This is a genomic window from Achromobacter sp. ACM02 (genome assembly GCF_014851605.1).
Lineage (GTDB): Bacteria > Pseudomonadota > Gammaproteobacteria > Burkholderiales > Burkholderiaceae_B > Achromobacter > Achromobacter aegrifaciens.
The window spans coordinates 23,278-38,448 of record NZ_JACUZY010000011.1 but is presented as its reverse complement, the minus strand read 5'-3'; the positions used below and the strand labels follow the sequence as shown (position 1 = coordinate 38,448).

The window sequence follows — 15,171 nt, the reverse complement described above, 5'->3', positions numbered from 1 at the left end:
CTCCACGAGGAGTCCCCAATGCTGATGTTCCTGGAGCAGGTCTTGAATGGCCTGCAGTACAGCGCATTGCTGTTCCTGCTGTCGGCGGGCTTGACGCTGGTGTTCGGCATCATGAACGTCATCAACCTGACGCACGGTTCGTTCTACATGGTCGGCGCGTTCTGCGCGGCCAGCGCCGCGGCGGCCACCGGATCGTTCCTGGCCGCGCTGCTGGCGGCGCTGGCTGGCGCGGCGCTCTATGGCCTGGTGGTGGAGTTGCTGGTGATCCGCCATCTGTACCGCCGCGACCACCTGGACCAGGTGCTGGCCACGCTGGGCCTGACGCTGTTCACCAACGAGATGGTGACGGTGCTGTTCGGCCGCAGCCCGCCCTTCATGGACATCCCGCCCTTCCTGTCGGGCTCGGTGGAGATCCTGCCCGGCCTGAACTATCCCCTCATGCGACTGGCTTTTATCGGCGCTGGCGTGCTGGTGGCGCTGGGGCTGTGGCTGCTGATCTCGCGCACGCGCGTCGGCATGCTGGTACGCGCGGGCGCCGACGACGGCGAAATGGTCGACGCGCTGGGCGTGAACATCCAGCGCCTGTTCACGCTGATCTTCACGCTAGGCGCCCTGCTCTGCGGCTTTGCCGGCGTGATGGCCGCGCCGCTCCTGGCGGTGGAGATCGGCATGGGCGAGCGCATCCTCATCACCACCTTCGTGGTTATCGTGGTGGGTGGCGTGGGTTCGGTGCGCGGCGCGCTGGTCGGTTCTCTGATGATAGGCATGACCGATGCGCTGGGGCGCGCCTACATCCCGTTCTGGATGTCGCGGCTGCTGCCGCCGGAGCTGTCGGACTCGGCGAGTTCCAGCCTGGTTTCGGCCAGCATCTACATCTTGATGGCCATCGTGCTGCTGTTCAAGCCGCGCGGCCTGGTGCCCGCGCAGCGATAGGAACGATACCCATGACCAGAAAAACCATCGTCAACACGATTGGACTGCTGCTGTTCGTGCTGGTGCCGGCCATCGCGTCGGCCACGGGCGAGAGCTTCCTGATCAACCTGATGACCCGCTTTCTCATCTACGCCATCGCCGCCGTCAGCCTGGACCTGATCCTGGGCTACGGCGCCATGGTCAGCTTCGGCCATGCCGCCTTCTTCGGGCTGGGCGGCTATGTGATCGGCATCGCGGGCTTTCACCTGAGCCAGGGCGACACACTGTTCGGCTGGAGCGGCAGCAACGCGGCGCTGGTGATGTGGCCGCTGGCCATCGCTGCCGCCGCTCTCGCCGGCCTGGTGGTCGGCTTTCTGTCGCTGCGGACCTCGGGCGTGCAGTTCATCATGATCACGCTGGCCTTTGGACAGATGCTGTACTTCATCCTGGTCGGCCTGATGGTCTACGGCGGCGACGATGGCCTGTCCATCGACACGCGCAACACCCTGCCCGGCCTGGACATGAACAACCCCACCGCCTTCTATTACGTCTGCCTGGCGCTCATGACGGCATGGATCCTGGCCTGCCGCCGCATCGTCAATTCGCCCTTCGGCATGGCGCTGCAAAGCATCAAGCAGAATCCGCGCCGCAGTATCGGACTGGGCCTGGCACCGCTGCGCTACCGGCTCACCGCCTTCGTGCTGTCGGCCGCGGGCACCGGGCTGGCGGGCGCCCTGTGGGCCAACTACGCGCTCTTCGTCAGCCCCGACATGTCGTCCTGGCAGAAGTCCGGCGAACTCATGGCCATGGTGATCCTGGGCGGCATGGGGTCCATCTTTGGCCCCGTACTGGGCGTGGTCGTGTACCTGGGCCTGGAACAGGTCGCCACCGCCTGGACCGAACACTGGATGCTGATCCTGGGGCCTGTGCTGGTGCTGGTGGTGCTGTTCGGCAAGCGCGGCGTCTATGGCTGGCTGGTGGGAGGCAAGCACCATGACTGATCATCCCAAGCTGGAAATCCGCGACCTGCAGAAATCCTTCGGCGCCGTGCGCGCGACCCAAGGCGTCAACCTGCAGGTCCGGCCCGGCGAACTGCATGCGCTCATCGGCCCCAACGGCGCGGGCAAGACCACGCTGCTGTCGCAGATCAGCGGCGAGATCCTGCCGGACTCGGGCGACATCCTGCTGGATGGCCGCGACATCACCCGCATGCCCGCCCACAAGCGGCCCGCGGCCGGGCTGGCGCGTTCGTTCCAGATCAGCCAGCTCTACCCCGCCTTCAGCGCCGAGGACAACGTCGCCATGGCGGTGCAGGCGCACAGCCCCGGCGGCTTCAACCTGTGGAAGAACGCCCGCCGCCTGCCGCAACTGCGCCAACCCGCCAGAGAGGCGCTGGAACGCGTCGGCCTGAGCGGCCGCGCCCACGTACGGGTTTCGGAACTGGCCCACGGCGAAAAGCGCCAGCTGGAACTGGCGATGGCCTTGTCGCTGGATGCCTCGCTGTTGCTGCTGGACGAGCCCATGGCCGGCATGGGCGCCGAGGAATCCCAACGCATGACCGCCCTGCTGCAGGAGCTGAAGGGCCGCTACGCCATCCTGCTGGTCGAACACGACATGGACGCCGTCTTCGCCCTGGCCGACCGGATCACCGTGCTGGTCTACGGCAAGACCATCTTTACAGGCACGCCGGACGAGGTGCGCCACCATCCCGACGTGCGCGCCGCCTATCTGGGCGAGGAGGACTGATGCTGCAACTCAAGCAACTGCAGGCCGGCTACGGCGCGAGCAAAGTGCTGTTCGGCGTGGACCTGGACATCGCCGCGCGCCAGGTCGTATCCCTGATCGGCCGCAACGGCATGGGCAAGACCACCACCGTCAAGACCATCATGGGCATGCTGCCCGCCCAGGGCGGCAGCATCCTGCTCGACGGCCAACCCATCGCGGGCCAGGCCCCGCACCGCATCGCCCAGCTGGGCATCGGCCTGGTACCCGAAGGCCGCCGCGTCTTCGGCTCGCTGTCGGTGGAAGAAAACCTGATCGCCACCGCCCGCAACACCCGCGCCGGCTGGCACGTCGGCCGCGTCTTCGACCTGTTCCCGCGCCTGAAGGAGCGCCGCGCCCAATCCGCCCGCACGCTGTCCGGCGGCGAACAACAAATGCTCGCCGTCGGTCGCGCCCTCCTCATCAACCCGCGCCTGCTCATCCTGGACGAAGCCACCGAAGGCCTGGCGCCGCTGATCCGCCACGAAATCTGGAACTGCCTGCGCCGCCTGAAGGAAGAAGGCCAGACCATCCTGGTGATAGACAAGAACCTGAAGGAAATGGCGACGCTCGTCGACCGCCACCACGTCCTGGAAAAAGGCCGCGTGGTCTGGCAAGGCAGCCCCGCCGAGCTCGCCGCGCAGCCCGAACTCGCGCAGCGCTACCTGGGCGTCTAGTCGGATGATTCGCAGAAGCTCAACCGATTCCCGAACGGATCGATGACCGCCATCACCCGCCCCCACGGCATCTCTTCCACGCCGGGCCGCATATAGCCATAGCCCTTGGCATTCACCTCGGCCTGGAACTCGTCCACGCCCCGCATCCGCACGAACACCGCGGATCCGGGCGTGGCATCGCCGTGGTGTTCGCTCAGGTGCAGCACCAGGTCGCCGCGATGCACTTGCGCATACAGCGGCATGCCCGGCTCGAAGCGATGCTCCCAGTCCCATTCGAACCCCAGGAAATCCAGATAGAACTCGCGCGCCTTTTCGACGGAGAAAATACGCAGAATGGGAATGGCAGCTTGCAGGTGCATGACGCCCTCTGGTCAGTAAGCAAGGACTCTCAGCATAGACCACAAGCCGCACCGCAAAGCGCAACGCACACAGCATCACGACGCAAGCCACCGCGTAAGCCCCAAAAGGCCGCCCGCGCGGCCGGCCTGGGGCGGGCCCCGCAAGACACGCCCCCCACACAGATGTCGGCAAGAACCAGAAGAACCCCAATCGCCCCAGCCGACGTCAAGTTTCAACCGCCGGAGTCCGTCGCGTCGGCGGCCCGCGGTGTGCGGGGCGTCGATAAGCCCGAGGGAATCTGAAGGAACCGCCGCAGGCGGTGACGAAGATGACGAAGGGGGGGGCCGCCGAGGCAAGTCCGGAGCGAACGCTCCGGACCGCAATCGCAGCCCCGCACACCGCGGGCCGCCGACGCGACGGGCGTCTAAAGAACCACCCGGCGCTAAAAAAACATCAATTCAAACTAGCCCCCGAGATCTTCACAATCTCCTGATACTTCGCCTTCTCCCCCTTAACGAACTCAGCAAACGCCTCAGGCGTCATCGGCGCAGCCTCAGACCCCATCGTCAACAAGCGCTGCTTCACATCCGCCTGCTGCATAGCATCGGCATAAGCCTTGTTCAGCTTAGCCACCACCGGCGCCGGCGTGCCGCCCGTCGTGAACACCCCGAACCAGGTCCCCAGGTCAAAGCCCTTGATCCCCGACTCTTCCACCGTCGGCACATCCGCCAGCAGCGAAGAACGCTTGGCAGTCGTCACGGCCAATGCCTTGACCTTGCCGTCCTTGATCAGCGGCGCCGAAGCCGCCAGGTTGTCGAACATGAAATCCGACTGTCCCGACAGCAGCGCCAGCTGGGCAGGCGCCGCGCCCTGGTAAGGAATGTGCTCGACATTGATCCCCGCGCGCGCCTTCAGCAGCTCGCCCGACAGATGGCCCGCGCTGCCGTTGCCGCCCGAACCGTAGTTCAGCTTGCCCGGATTCTTCTTGGCATAGTCGATCAGATCGGCCAGCTTCTCGATCTTGTTCTTCTGCGCGAACTCGACGTTCATCACCAGCACATTGGGCACCGAGGCCACGATGGTCACCGGCGCGAAGTCCTTCACCGGGTCATACGGCAGATTGGCGAACAGCCAGGGATTGATGGCGTGGGTCGCGACCGCGCCCATCACCAGCGTGTAGCCGTCGGCCGGCGCCTTGGCCACCAGGTCGGCGCCGATGTTGCCGCCCGCGCCCGAACGGTTCTCCACGATGACCGGTTGGCCCAGCGAGCCGCGCACCTTCTCGGCCAGCATGCGGGCCATGGTGTCCAGCGGGCCGCCAGGCGGGTAAGGCACGACGAAGCGCAGCGGCTTGGTCGGGAAATCGGTGGCCTGGGCCAGCGCCGGGGCGCCGAAAGGCAGGGTGGCGGCCAGCGCCACGGCGCCTTGCAACAGGGCGCGGCGCACAGCGCTGCGGGGGGTCTGCGTCATGATGTTGTTCTCCTCGCTTCGGATCAATAGCGGTCAGTAGCATACCGCAGCGAGGAATAAGGCGTAACAAAGAGATACCAGCAGAACCCCCGGCTGTTCACGCCGCTGCCCCGTCGCGGCAACCCGCCGCCCCAAGAAAAAACCGCCCGAAGGCGGTTTTGAAGCATCAGTGCAGGATCTGGCTCAAGAAGAGCTTGGTCCGGTCGTTCTGCGGATTGTCGAAGAACTCGTCCGGGCTGTTCTGCTCGATGATCTCGCCGCGGTCCATGAAGATCACGCGGTTGGCGACCTTGCGCGCGAAGCCCATTTCGTGGGTCACGCAGATCATGGTCATACCGCTTTCCTGCGCCAGGTTGACCATCACGTCCAGCACTTCCTTGACCATTTCCGGGTCCAGCGCCGAGGTCGGCTCATCGAACAGCATTATCTTGGGGCTCATGCACAGCGAACGCGCGATCGCCACACGCTGCTGCTGGCCGCCCGAGAGCTGGCCAGGGAATTTCTTGGCCTGGTCCGGAATGCGCACGCGCTCCAGGTACTTCATGGCCGTGGCCTCGGCTTCCGCGCGCGGCTTCTTCAGCACCCACATGGGCCCCAGCGTCAGGTTTTCCAGCACGGTCAGGTGCGGGAACAGGTTGAAGTGCTGGAACACCATGCCGACGTCCTTGCGGATGGTCTCGATGTGCTTGAGATCGTTGGTGAGCTCCGTGCCGTCCACGATGATGTGGCCCTTCTGGTGCTCTTCCAGGCGGTTGATGCAGCGGATCATGGTGGATTTGCCCGAGCCCGACGGCCCGCACACCACGATGCGCTCACCCGGCGCGACGTCCAGGTTGATGTTGCGCAGCACGTGGAACTGGCCGTACCACTTGTTCACGTCCTGCAATTTGATGATGGCATCAGACATGCCTGTACTCCCGTAAGTATCGCGGTGCGCGTCCGCCCGGGGCGGACGCGCTGCAAAGTTCTAGCGTGCGTGTCCCGTGGCCAGGCGTTTTTCCAGCGCCTGGCTGTACTTGGACATGGAGAAGCAGAAGACGAAGTAGATGAGCGAAATGAACAGGTACGCCTCCACCCCGAATCCGCGCCATGCCGCGTCGGACAAGGCCGCCTTGGCCGCCAGCGTCAGGTCGAAGATGCCGATGATCACCACCAGCGAGGTGTCCTTGAACAGCGCGATGAAAATGCTGACCAGCGGCGGGATCACGATCTTCAGCGCCTGCGGCAGGATGATCTTGCGCATTTGCTGCCAGTAGTTCAGGCCCAGCGAATCCGCGCCCTCGTACTGGCCCTTGGGAATCGCCTGCAGGCCGCCGCGCACCGTTTCGGCGATGTACGCCGCCGCGAACATGATGATCGCGATCTGCGCGCGCAGCAGCTTGTCGATGGAGAAGCCTTCGGGCAGGAACAGCGGCAGCATCACCGAGGACATGAACAGCAGGCTGATCAGCGGCACGCCGCGGATCAGCTCGATGTACACGACGCACAGCGCCTTGATGGCAGGCATCTTGGAGCGCCGGCCCAGGGCCAGCAGCACGCCGATGGGGAAGGCGAAGGCGATGCCGAACGTGGACAGGATCAGCGTCAGCGGCAGGCCGCCCCAGCGCGCGTTTTCCACGTAGGTCAGGCCGAACACGCCGCCCCACATCAGGAGCGCCACGGCCGTCAGGCCCACGGTCCAGATGACGGCGAGCTTCCAGTTCCAGAAGCGCCGGATGCCGCTGCAGACGATCACGGCCACCAGGATGATGGTTGCGATCAGCGGACGCCATTGCTCGTCGTAGGGATAGGTGCCGAACAGGATCAGCCGGTGCTTCTCGATGATGAACGCCCAGCAGGCGCCCCCGGAAGCGCGGCACTCCTGCGCGTTGGCCGCGGAGAAGTTCGCCTTGATGAAGGCCCATTCCACCAGCGCCGGCACTGCCATCAGCAGGAACCACGCCAGCAGCACCGTGATGAGGATATTCAGCGGCGAGGAGAACAGGCGCGACTTGATCCAGGCCCAGGCGCCCACCTGGGTGCTGGGCGGCGGCAGGCCTTCGGCGGGGATATGCGAAGTGCTGCTCATATCAACGCTCCACCAGCGCGATGCGCTTGTTGTACCAGTTCATGAATATCGAGATCGACAGGCTGACCGTGAGGTACGCGGCCATGATGATGAGGATGCCCTCGATGGCCTGGCCGGTCTGGTTCAGCGTGGTGTTCACCACCGACACGATGTCGGGGTAGCCGATGGCCACCGCGAGCGAACTGTTCTTGGTCAGGTTCAGGTACTGGCTGGTCATCGGCGGGATGATCACGCGCAGCGCCTGCGGCAGCACCACCAGGCGCAGCACCTGCTTGCGGCGCAGGCCCAGCGAGCCGGCAGCTTCCCATTGCCCGTTGTTGACCGCCTGGATGCCCGAACGCACGACCTCGGCAATGAAGGCCGAGGTGTAGATCACCAGGCCCGCCATCAGGGCGGCGAATTCCGGCGACAAGGTCAGGCCGCCCGAGAAGTTGAAGCCCTTGAGCTCCGGCATGTCCAGGGTCAGCGAAGCGCCGCTGACCAGCCAGCCGATGATGGGAAAGCCGATGAGCAGGCCGATGGCGGCGCGGCCCAGCGGGAACACGCGGCCGGTGGCCTCCTGGCGCTTCTTGCCCCAATGGCCCAGCAGGATGATCGCCACGATGGCCAGGCCCAGTCCGGCCAGCATCCAGTCCAGCGAATTGCCTTCCAGCCCCGGCACCTTCAAGCCACGGTTGGAGATGAAGACGCCGGGCAGCGGATTGTGCGCCTGGCGCGGACCGGGCATGTTTTCCGTGATCAGCGCGTACCAGAAGAACAGCTGCAGCAGCAGCGGCACGTTGCGCATTATCTCGACATAGACCGAGGTGATCTTGGCGACCAGCCAGTTCTTGGACAGGCGGCCGATGCCGATGAGCGTACCGAGGATGGTCGCCAGCACGATGCCGATGACGGCTACGCGCAGCGTGTTGAGCAGGCCCACCAGGATGGCGCGGCCGTAGGTGTCCGCAGGGGTATAGGCGATGGGCGTTTCGCCGATCGCGAAGCCGGCCTCGCGGTCCAGGAAGCCGAAGCCCGTGGCGATGTTGCGCACGGACAGGTTGTGCAGGGTGTTTGAAACCAGGAACCACACGGCCCAGGCCACCGCGGCCAGCGCCAGGACTTGATAGACCACGGAGCGCACCCCGGGATCGTTCCAGTTCAGACGCCGGGGAGGTGCCGATGCAGGCGCGCTTTTATTGGGAGTATTCATGAGTAAATCTACAGAAGTCGGACACCGGGCGGCGAAGCCGGTAGGGCCGCGCCACCCACTCCTGCCACCCGCCCGAGGGCGGGAGAGGAAAAACGGAGCGCCGGGCTCCGTTTTTCCAGGCAGCCGTGTGTTAGCGCACCGGCCAGCCGTACATCAAGCCACCATTCTTGTAGGAAGCGTTCAAGCCGCGCTCCAGCTTCATCGCGCTGCTCTTGCCCAGCGTGCTTTCGAAGCTTTCGCCGTAGTTGCCCACGTTCTTGATGATGTTGTAGGCCCACTTGTCATCCACGCCCAGGTTCTTGCCCATGCCCGGGGTCACGCCCAGGATGCGCTGGATGTTGGGGTTGGGGCTCTTGGCCATTTCCGCGACGTTGGCCTTGGTGATGCCGTATTCCTCGGCTTCGAGCATGGCGTTGAGCGACCAGCGCACGATGTTGAACCATTGCTCGTCGCCCTGGCGGACCATGGGGCCCAGCGGCTCCTTGGAGAAGTCTTCCGGCAGGATCACGTACTTGTCCGGGTTCTCGAGCGTGGTGCGGGTGGAAGCCAGTTGCGACTTGTCGGTGGTGAAGGCGTCGCAGCGGCCGGCCGAGAAGGCGCGGATGATTTCGTCGTACTTGTCGATCACGACCGGCTTGAATTCGATCTTCTGGCCGCGGAACCAGTCAGCCAGGTTCAGTTCGGTGGTGGTGCCGGGCTGCACGCAGATGGTGGCGCCGTTGAGTTCCTTGGCGCTCTTGACGTTCAGGTCCTTGGAGACCATGACGCCCTGGCTGTCGTAGTAGTTCACGCCCACGCCGATCAGGCCCAGCGTGGTGTCGCGCGTCAGCGTGACGGTGGTGTTGCGGGTGAGGACGTCGACTTCGCCGGACTGCAGCGCGGTGAAGCGTTGCTGCGTGTTCAGCGGGGTGAACTTGACCTTGGTGGCGTCGCCGAACATGGTCGAGGCGATGGCGCGGCACAGGTCCACGTCGATGCCCTTGTATTCGCCCTTGCTGTCAGCGATGGAGAACCCCGGGATGCCCGTCGAAACCCCGCACTGGACAAACCCTTTTTTCTTGACGTTATCGAAGGTTGCGCCCGCATTGGCAGCCGCGGATGCAGCGAACAAAGCGGCGCCGATCGCAGCGAGTTTCAGTACTTTCATCGTGTTCTCCGTGTGGGATAAAGCGAAGTCGCAACGCAGGCCGGGTTGGGCCGACGTATGGGGCGGATGGTAGCGTCCGCGCCGCTCGCGGCGCATCCGGGAATTCCCTTGAAATATAGGGACACTGGGTGAAATGAAACGCTGTTTCCTGTCGAAAATGGGGGCACTGTTTGCGCCAGGACAAACGCGCCCGGACGCCTTGCGCGCAAATATTTGTCCGCGCATCGTCCAGGCGGTTTAGGCCACCTTAGTGTCCCCGAGTTACTATTGCGGCTTCATCTGACAGCCGCCATGATCGAATTCCAGCACGTATTCAAATCATATGGTCGCGGCCGCAATATCCTGGCCGACATCAACTTCCGCGTGAGCGCGGGAGAGTTCGTTTTCGTATCCGGGCCGTCCGGCGCGGGTAAGTCCACCTTGCTCAAGCTGATCGGCGGACTGGAGCCCGCCAGCCGGGGGTCGATCCAGGTCAACGGCCAGCGGCTGGACAAGCTGCCCGCCCGCGCCCGGCCGTACCTGCGCCGCGCCGTGGGCGTGATCCTGCAGGACACGCACCTGCTGTTCGATCGCAGCGCGTTCGAAAATGTCATGCTGCCGCTGGCGGTCACGGGCCACGCCTGGGACTCGGCCGCGGCGCGCGCCCGCGCCGCCCTGGACAAGGTGGGGCTGTCCGGCAAGGAAGACCTGAATCCGATCGAACTGTCCGGCGGCGAACAGCAGCGCCTGGCGATCGCGCGGGCCATCGTGAACCGGCCCGCCATCCTGATCGCCGACGAACCCACCGCCAACCTCGACCACGACAACGCGCAGCGCATCATGAATGTGTTCCGCGACTTCAACCGCGTCGGCGTGACCACGCTGATCGCCTCGCACGACCAGGACCTCATGGCGCGCTACGCCACCCGCACCTTGCGCATCGACCCGGGCAAGTTCGCCGACTCCCAGGGTTCCGCAACGCCGCAGCCTGAGGCCGGCGCGGGACAATCCGGTATCGGGCAGCAGCCGGGCGCCGCGTCCGGCCGCGCCTACCCGGGAGAGTCCGTATGAACGCCTGGCTGCGGCAACACCGCTACGCGCTGCTGGTCACCCTGCGCCGGCTGGTCAAGCAACCGTTCTCCTCCCTGGCCAACCTGCTGGTCATGGCCCTGGCGCTGGCCCTGCCACTGTTGGGCAGTGCCATCCTCGTCTCGGTCCAGCCGGTGGCGCGCCAGATGTCGGTCACCCCCGAAGTCACCGTCTTCATGCGCGTGGACGCCCCCTCGGGCGCCGCCGCGGACGTGGCCAAACGGATCCAGGACGAATTCAAGGACGACGTCCGCGCCGTGCGCGTGGTGGGCCGCGAGGACGCCTTGGCGGATCTGCGCGCCAACCCGGCCTGGCAGCAGGCGCTGGCCGTGCTGCCGGGCAACCCCCTGCCGGACGCAGTGGTGGTGACGCTGGCCGATGGCGACAACCTCGCCGGCCGGGCAGACAAGCTGGCCGCCTCCTGGAAACAATGGAACCACGTCGACCTGGTGCAGCTGGACAGCGCCTGGGTGCAGCGCCTGGAGGCGATCCTGCGCTTTGCCCGCATCGGCCTGGCCTTCCTGGCCGCCTGCGTGGCGGTGGTGGTGCTGGCGACGGTCTTCAATACCGTGCGCATGCAGGCGCTGTCGCAACGCGAGGAAATCGGCGTGGCGCGGCTGGTGGGCGCCACCGAATCCTTCGTGCGCCGCCCCTTCCTCTACCTGGGCGCGCTATCGGGCGCGGTGGCCTCGCTTCTGGCCATCGGCGTGGCGGCGGTCGCGCTGTCGCCACTGAACGACGCCCTGGTGGGGCTGGCCCGCAGCTACGGGGCCGAATTCGCCCTGCACCTTCCGGGCCCGTCCGTGCTGATCGGCGCGGTGGTGGCTTCGGCCGCCCTGGGCGCCCTGTCGGCCCGCTGGTCGGTCACCCGCAGCACGCGCTTCTGACGCGCAGCGCCTAAAGCTCCGTATAAAGCCCCTTCTTCCCCGTGATCCGGGGAACGACTTCCGCCCGCCTGTGTAGGATGCTTGCATGCCTGCCTGCGGGCGTCTTCGGCTTTGGGCCGGGCTGCAAAAACAGGACACATTACTGCGCCCGTTACATAGCAATTCACCCGCTGGAAGCTTGAGTATGCAAGAATAAAGCGACATTTTCTTACATATTTTGATACATTTCTGTTCTCGAGCTGCCACCTTCGTGTCCCAATCGTTGTACTTGCCCTTAATCGAGTCCCATGGCCGCCCGTCTTGAAGCCCGTGCGACGCGCCACTATTTCGACAGCGCGTTCCAGTGTCAGGCGGTGAAAGTACTGCCCAACGAGTACTACGTCACCAACGAAGACCTGATGATCTCGACCGTCCTGGGGTCTTGCGTCGCCGCCTGTATCCACGACCCGATCACGGGCGTGGGCGGCATGAACCATTTCATGTTGCCTGAGGGCGACATGCAGTCGCCCGCCTCGGCCACCATGCGCTATGGCGCCTTCGCCATGGAAGTGCTGATCAACGAACTGCTGAAGGCCGGCGCGGCGCGCGACCGGCTTGAAGCCAAGGTATTCGGCGGCGGCGCCGTGCTGTCCGCCATGCAGCAGATGAACATCGGCGAACGCAACGGCCAGTTCGTGCTGAACTATCTCAGAACCGAAGGCATCCCCGTCAAGGCGCAAGACCTGGGCGACGTGCACGCGCGCCGCATCAACTACTTCCCGCGCGACGGCCGGGTGATGGTCCGCAAGATGGCGCCGCATCATCAGCGCGCCGAGGAAATCATCGCCAAGCGCGAACAGGCGGCCGCCCAGAGCGTGCAGGCCAAGACCGAAACCCCGCAGCGCGTCGAGCGCTTCACCCGTCCCGGCGTGGAGCGTTTCGACCGCCCGGCCCGTCCCGGCGTGGAACGCTTCGACCGTCCAGCCCGCCCAGGCGTGGAACGTTTCGACACCGCCCTGACCCGCCGGCGCCGCACCGAAACCACAAGCGACTGAAGGGCCGCGCATGCGCATTGCGCCGCATGCGCCCCTACAATCAGCGCATGTCCACCGTCCGCCTGTTCTACGCCTTGTGGCCCGCCCCCTCGCTGGCCGCCCAGCTCGCGACCTGGGCAGAGCAGGCTCGGCCCAGCTGCGGCGGGCGCGCCATGCGCACGGAAACCCTGCACCTGACCCTGGCCTTCCTTGGGCCGGTGGACGCGGCGCTCGCCGATGAGCTGGCCGCGGCGACACCTGAACGCCGCCTCGCCCCCGAGGACATCATGCTGGACCGCTACGGCGTCTTCGGCCGCCAGCGCATCCTGTGGGCCGGTCCCGGCGACACGCCCGAAGGCCTGCAGGCCGCCCACGATGATCTGTGGCTATGGCTGTCGGGTTTTGGCCTGGCCGCGCCGCCGCAGCCCTTCCGCCCGCACGTCACCCTGCTGCGCAACATCGAGCACTCCAGTCCGCCAGCCGAAGCGCCCGCCCCCCTGCCCTGGCGCTACGACCGCATGGTGCTGGTCGCCTCCGAATCGCAATCGGGCGGCAGCCGCTACCGCATCGTGGCGCAGTCCCGGCCGCAAGACTCCTGACGTTCCGCTCTGGCACAATCAGCCGGTTGCCATCACCCGGGACCGCCATGATCATCCTGCTGGACCAAGACGGCGTGCTCGCCGATTTCGAACACGCCTTCATCGACGCCTGGCGCGCGCGCCATCCGGACATCCCGCCGGTGGCGTTCGAGGACCGCAAGTCTTTCTACATCCGCCAGGATTACGCCCCCGAGCTGCGCGGCATGGCCGAGGCCATCTACACGGCGCCCGGCTTCATCCGCGACCTGCCGCCGGTGCCCGGCGCACTGGACGCCATAAAGGAACTGCTGGCGCTGGGCATGGACGTGCGCATCTGCTCCTCGCCCCTGTCGCAGTTCGAGAACTGCGTGGCGGAGAAGTACCTGTGGGTGGAAAAACACCTGGGCCGCGAAGCGACCAACCGGCTGATCCTGACCAAGGACAAGACCCTGGTGCACGGCCACCTGCTGATCGACGACAAGCCCCTGATCGAAGGCGCGGTCAAGCCGCGCTGGAAGCACATCCTGTTCGACGCCCCCTACAACCGCGAGGTGTCGGACCGCCCCCGCATCAGCTGGCAGAACTGGCGCAACGTGCTGGCCGGAGAGCTGTATACGGCAGACGAGTGAGTCCTGTTCAGTAGCCGCGATTTGGGACTATTCTGTGTTGCAGTACCCCCCACCCCGGAGGAGCCCGCGCCATGAATCTGTACCGCCTGCTGAAGCAGCGAGAAGCCGATCACAAGCCCTTGCGTGTTGCCTTGCTGGGCGCCGGAAAGTTCGGCGCGATGTTCATGAGCCAAGCCCCGCGCACGCCGGGAATGAGGCTGGTCGCCGTGGCCGATCTGGCGCCCGACCGGGCCCGCGCGGCGCTAACCCGGGTGGGCTGGCCCGCCAGCGCGCTCAACGCCAGCAGCACCAATGATGCGCTGAAGAACGGCAAGGTCTACTTCAGCGACGATCCCCACGCCGTGATCGCCAGTCCCGATGTCGATATCGTCATCGACGCCACCGGCCAGGCCGCCGCCGGCATCAGCCACGTGCTGGCCTGCTGCGAATACGGCAAGCACATCATCATGGTCAACGTCGAGGCCGACGCGCTGGCCGGCCCCCTGCTGGCGCGGCGCGCGCGAGAGGCCGGCATCGTCTATTCGCTGGCCTACGGCGACCAGCCGGCCCTGATCTGCGAAATGGTGGACTGGGCCCGCGCCAGCGGCTTCGAGGTCATGGCCGCGGGCAAGGGCACCAAGTATCTGCCGGAATTCCATACCTCCACGCCGGACACCGTCTGGCCCTATTACGGCTTCACCGCCGAGATGGTAGCGGCGGGCGACTTCAACGCGCAGATGTTCAACAGTTTCCTGGACGGCACCAAGAGCGCGATCGAAATGGCCGCGGTGTCCAACGCCACGGGCTTGCTGCCCTCGCCATCCGGCCTGCACTTCCCGCCCTGCGGCGTGGACGATCTGGCGCGCGTGCTGCGGCCGCGCGAAAGCGGCGGCATCCTGCACCATCGCGGCCAGGTCGAGGTGATTTCCTCGCTGGAGCGCGACGGCCGCCCGGTGTTCCGCGACCTGCGCTGGGGCGTGTACGTGACCCTGGCCGCCGACAGCGACTACGTGCGCCGCTGCTTCAAGGAATACGGCCTGGTCACGGACCCCAGCGGCAACTACACCGCCATGTACAAACCCTATCACCTGATCGGCCTGGAGCTGGGCATCAGCGTGGCCAGCGTGGGCTTGCGCCGCGAACCCACCGGCGCGCCCGCGGGCTGGCATGGCGACGTCGTCGCCACCGCCAAGCGCGACCTGCCGGCCGGCCAGATCCTGGACGGCGAAGGCGGCTACACGGTGTACGGCCGGCTGATGCCGGCGCGCGATTCAGTGGACGAGGGCTATCTGCCGCTGGGCCTGTCGCACCAGGTCAAGTTGAAGAACCCGGTGCGCCAATCGCAGGCGATCCGCTGGGCCGATGTGGAGTACGACGAAAGGTCCACGGCCGTGCAGTTCCGCCGCGAAATGGAACAGACCTTCGCCTAGGACTCACCCGCGCGGCAGGCA

The 15,171-nt window shown here is 65.8% G+C and carries 16 protein-coding genes; 10 read left to right on the top strand and 6 right to left on the bottom strand.

Features of this window, described 5'->3' with window-relative positions; genetic code table 11:
• The first annotated feature begins 18 nt into the window (after positions 1-18).
• From IB258_RS27290 to IB258_RS27275, 4 genes are read left to right on the top strand one after another with little or no spacing between them, the layout of a single operon-like run.
• A complete protein-coding gene (locus IB258_RS27290) occupies positions 19-933 on the top strand; it encodes a branched-chain amino acid ABC transporter permease (RefSeq protein WP_082401347.1) in 915 nt (304 codons plus the stop codon).
• Positions 934-944: 11 nt separating this feature from the next.
• Positions 945-1,913 carry a branched-chain amino acid ABC transporter permease gene (locus tag IB258_RS27285; protein ID WP_192353459.1) on the top strand — a complete coding sequence of 323 codons (969 nt, stop codon included), beginning with the start codon at positions 945-947 and terminating at the stop codon, positions 1,911-1,913.
• Complete coding sequence (locus IB258_RS27280) at positions 1,906-2,658, top strand: ABC transporter ATP-binding protein (RefSeq protein ID WP_054458966.1); 753 nt, start codon at positions 1,906-1,908, stop codon at positions 2,656-2,658. Before IB258_RS27285 ends, IB258_RS27280 begins: the two co-directional genes overlap by 8 nt.
• Positions 2,658-3,350 carry an ABC transporter ATP-binding protein gene (locus IB258_RS27275; RefSeq protein ID WP_054458964.1) on the top strand — a complete coding sequence of 231 codons (693 nt, stop codon included), beginning with the start codon at positions 2,658-2,660 and terminating at the stop codon, positions 3,348-3,350. The genes IB258_RS27280 and IB258_RS27275 overlap by 1 nt, the downstream gene beginning before the upstream one ends.
• On the opposite strand, the gene IB258_RS27270 is transcribed toward IB258_RS27275, so the two are convergent.
• The 6 genes from IB258_RS27270 to IB258_RS27245 all read right to left on the bottom strand — a co-directional run bounded on the left by IB258_RS27270 (position 3,347) and on the right by IB258_RS27245 (position 9,566).
• Positions 3,347-3,709, bottom strand: coding sequence for a glyoxalase superfamily protein (locus IB258_RS27270; RefSeq protein ID WP_118933914.1), 363 nt, complete (start codon positions 3,707-3,709; stop codon positions 3,347-3,349). The genes IB258_RS27275 and IB258_RS27270 overlap by 4 nt on opposite strands.
• 433 nt (positions 3,710-4,142) lie before the next feature.
• Positions 4,143-5,159 (bottom strand): tripartite tricarboxylate transporter substrate binding protein, encoded by a 1,017-nt coding sequence (locus IB258_RS27265; protein ID WP_054458959.1) that lies wholly within the window; start codon positions 5,157-5,159, stop codon positions 4,143-4,145.
• A 166-nt stretch (positions 5,160-5,325) separates the two neighbouring features.
• On the bottom strand, positions 5,326-6,066 hold the full coding sequence (locus tag IB258_RS27260) for an amino acid ABC transporter ATP-binding protein (RefSeq protein WP_042795434.1): 741 nt from the start codon (positions 6,064-6,066) through the stop codon (positions 5,326-5,328).
• Positions 6,067-6,126: 60 nt separating this feature from the next.
• Positions 6,127-7,227 carry an amino acid ABC transporter permease gene (locus tag IB258_RS27255; RefSeq protein ID WP_054458957.1) on the bottom strand — a complete coding sequence of 367 codons (1,101 nt, stop codon included), beginning with the start codon at positions 7,225-7,227 and terminating at the stop codon, positions 6,127-6,129.
• A 1-nt stretch (position 7,228) separates the two neighbouring features.
• The gene (locus IB258_RS27250; RefSeq protein ID WP_054458955.1) at positions 7,229-8,419 is read right to left on the bottom strand and encodes an amino acid ABC transporter permease; all 1,191 of its coding nucleotides are present in this window, start codon (positions 8,417-8,419) and stop codon (positions 7,229-7,231) included.
• Between the two features lie 130 nt (positions 8,420-8,549).
• Positions 8,550-9,566, bottom strand: coding sequence for an amino acid ABC transporter substrate-binding protein (locus IB258_RS27245; protein ID WP_054458953.1), 1,017 nt, complete (start codon positions 9,564-9,566; stop codon positions 8,550-8,552).
• Positions 9,567-9,857: 291 nt separating this feature from the next.
• On the opposite strand from IB258_RS27245, the gene IB258_RS27240 reads away from it, so the two are divergent.
• The 6 genes from IB258_RS27240 (at position 9,858) to IB258_RS27215 (ending at position 15,150) form a co-directional block, all read left to right on the top strand.
• A complete protein-coding gene (locus IB258_RS27240; protein WP_192353458.1) occupies positions 9,858-10,616 on the top strand; it encodes a cell division ATP-binding protein FtsE in 759 nt (252 codons plus the stop codon).
• Positions 10,613-11,521, top strand: coding sequence for an ABC transporter permease (locus IB258_RS27235; RefSeq protein ID WP_175163493.1), 909 nt, complete (start codon positions 10,613-10,615; stop codon positions 11,519-11,521). The genes IB258_RS27240 and IB258_RS27235 overlap by 4 nt, the downstream gene beginning before the upstream one ends.
• 287 nt (positions 11,522-11,808) lie before the next feature.
• Complete coding sequence (cheD, locus tag IB258_RS27230; protein WP_054458947.1) at positions 11,809-12,555, top strand: chemoreceptor glutamine deamidase CheD; 747 nt, start codon at positions 11,809-11,811, stop codon at positions 12,553-12,555.
• A gap of 26 nt (positions 12,556-12,581) precedes the next feature.
• Entirely contained in the window at positions 12,582-13,133 is a 552-nt protein-coding gene (thpR, locus tag IB258_RS27225; protein ID WP_225590533.1) for an RNA 2',3'-cyclic phosphodiesterase, read from the top strand.
• 47 nt (positions 13,134-13,180) lie between these two features.
• Positions 13,181-13,741 (top strand): 5'-3'-deoxyribonucleotidase, encoded by a 561-nt coding sequence (locus IB258_RS27220; RefSeq protein ID WP_054458946.1) that lies wholly within the window; start codon positions 13,181-13,183, stop codon positions 13,739-13,741.
• Positions 13,742-13,812: 71 nt separating this feature from the next.
• Positions 13,813-15,150 (top strand): NAD(P)H-dependent oxidoreductase, encoded by a 1,338-nt coding sequence (locus IB258_RS27215; RefSeq protein ID WP_054458944.1) that lies wholly within the window; start codon positions 13,813-13,815, stop codon positions 15,148-15,150.
• The last annotated feature ends 21 nt before the right edge of the window (positions 15,151-15,171 follow it).

What these genes read in the sequence shown, in the direction of transcription:
- IB258_RS27245 (WP_054458953.1), bottom strand. Translation starts at nt 9,566, where the DNA reads ATGAAAGTACTGAAACTCGCTGCGATCGGCGCCGCTTTGTTCGCTGCA.
- IB258_RS27265 (WP_054458959.1), bottom strand. Translation starts at nt 5,159, where the DNA reads ATGACGCAGACCCCCCGCAGCGCTGTGCGCCGCGCCCTGTTGCAAGGC.
- IB258_RS27280 (WP_054458966.1), top strand. Translation starts at nt 1,906, where the DNA reads ATGACTGATCATCCCAAGCTGGAAATCCGCGACCTGCAGAAATCCTTC.
- IB258_RS27290 (WP_082401347.1), top strand. Translation starts at nt 19, where the DNA reads ATGCTGATGTTCCTGGAGCAGGTCTTGAATGGCCTGCAGTACAGCGCA.
- IB258_RS27250 (WP_054458955.1), bottom strand. Translation starts at nt 8,419, where the DNA reads ATGAATACTCCCAATAAAAGCGCGCCTGCATCGGCACCTCCCCGGCGT.
- IB258_RS27260 (WP_042795434.1), bottom strand. Translation starts at nt 6,066, where the DNA reads ATGTCTGATGCCATCATCAAATTGCAGGACGTGAACAAGTGGTACGGC.
- thpR (WP_225590533.1), top strand. Translation starts at nt 12,582, where the DNA reads ATGCGCCCCTACAATCAGCGCATGTCCACCGTCCGCCTGTTCTACGCC.
- IB258_RS27235 (WP_175163493.1), top strand. Translation starts at nt 10,613, where the DNA reads ATGAACGCCTGGCTGCGGCAACACCGCTACGCGCTGCTGGTCACCCTG.
- IB258_RS27270 (WP_118933914.1), bottom strand. Translation starts at nt 3,709, where the DNA reads ATGCACCTGCAAGCTGCCATTCCCATTCTGCGTATTTTCTCCGTCGAA.
- IB258_RS27285 (WP_192353459.1), top strand. Translation starts at nt 945, where the DNA reads ATGACCAGAAAAACCATCGTCAACACGATTGGACTGCTGCTGTTCGTG.
- IB258_RS27255 (WP_054458957.1), bottom strand. Translation starts at nt 7,227, where the DNA reads ATGAGCAGCACTTCGCATATCCCCGCCGAAGGCCTGCCGCCGCCCAGC.
- IB258_RS27220 (WP_054458946.1), top strand. Translation starts at nt 13,181, where the DNA reads ATGATCATCCTGCTGGACCAAGACGGCGTGCTCGCCGATTTCGAACAC.
- cheD (WP_054458947.1), top strand. Translation starts at nt 11,809, where the DNA reads ATGGCCGCCCGTCTTGAAGCCCGTGCGACGCGCCACTATTTCGACAGC.
- IB258_RS27215 (WP_054458944.1), top strand. Translation starts at nt 13,813, where the DNA reads ATGAATCTGTACCGCCTGCTGAAGCAGCGAGAAGCCGATCACAAGCCC.
- IB258_RS27275 (WP_054458964.1), top strand. Translation starts at nt 2,658, where the DNA reads ATGCTGCAACTCAAGCAACTGCAGGCCGGCTACGGCGCGAGCAAAGTG.
- IB258_RS27240 (WP_192353458.1), top strand. Translation starts at nt 9,858, where the DNA reads ATGATCGAATTCCAGCACGTATTCAAATCATATGGTCGCGGCCGCAAT.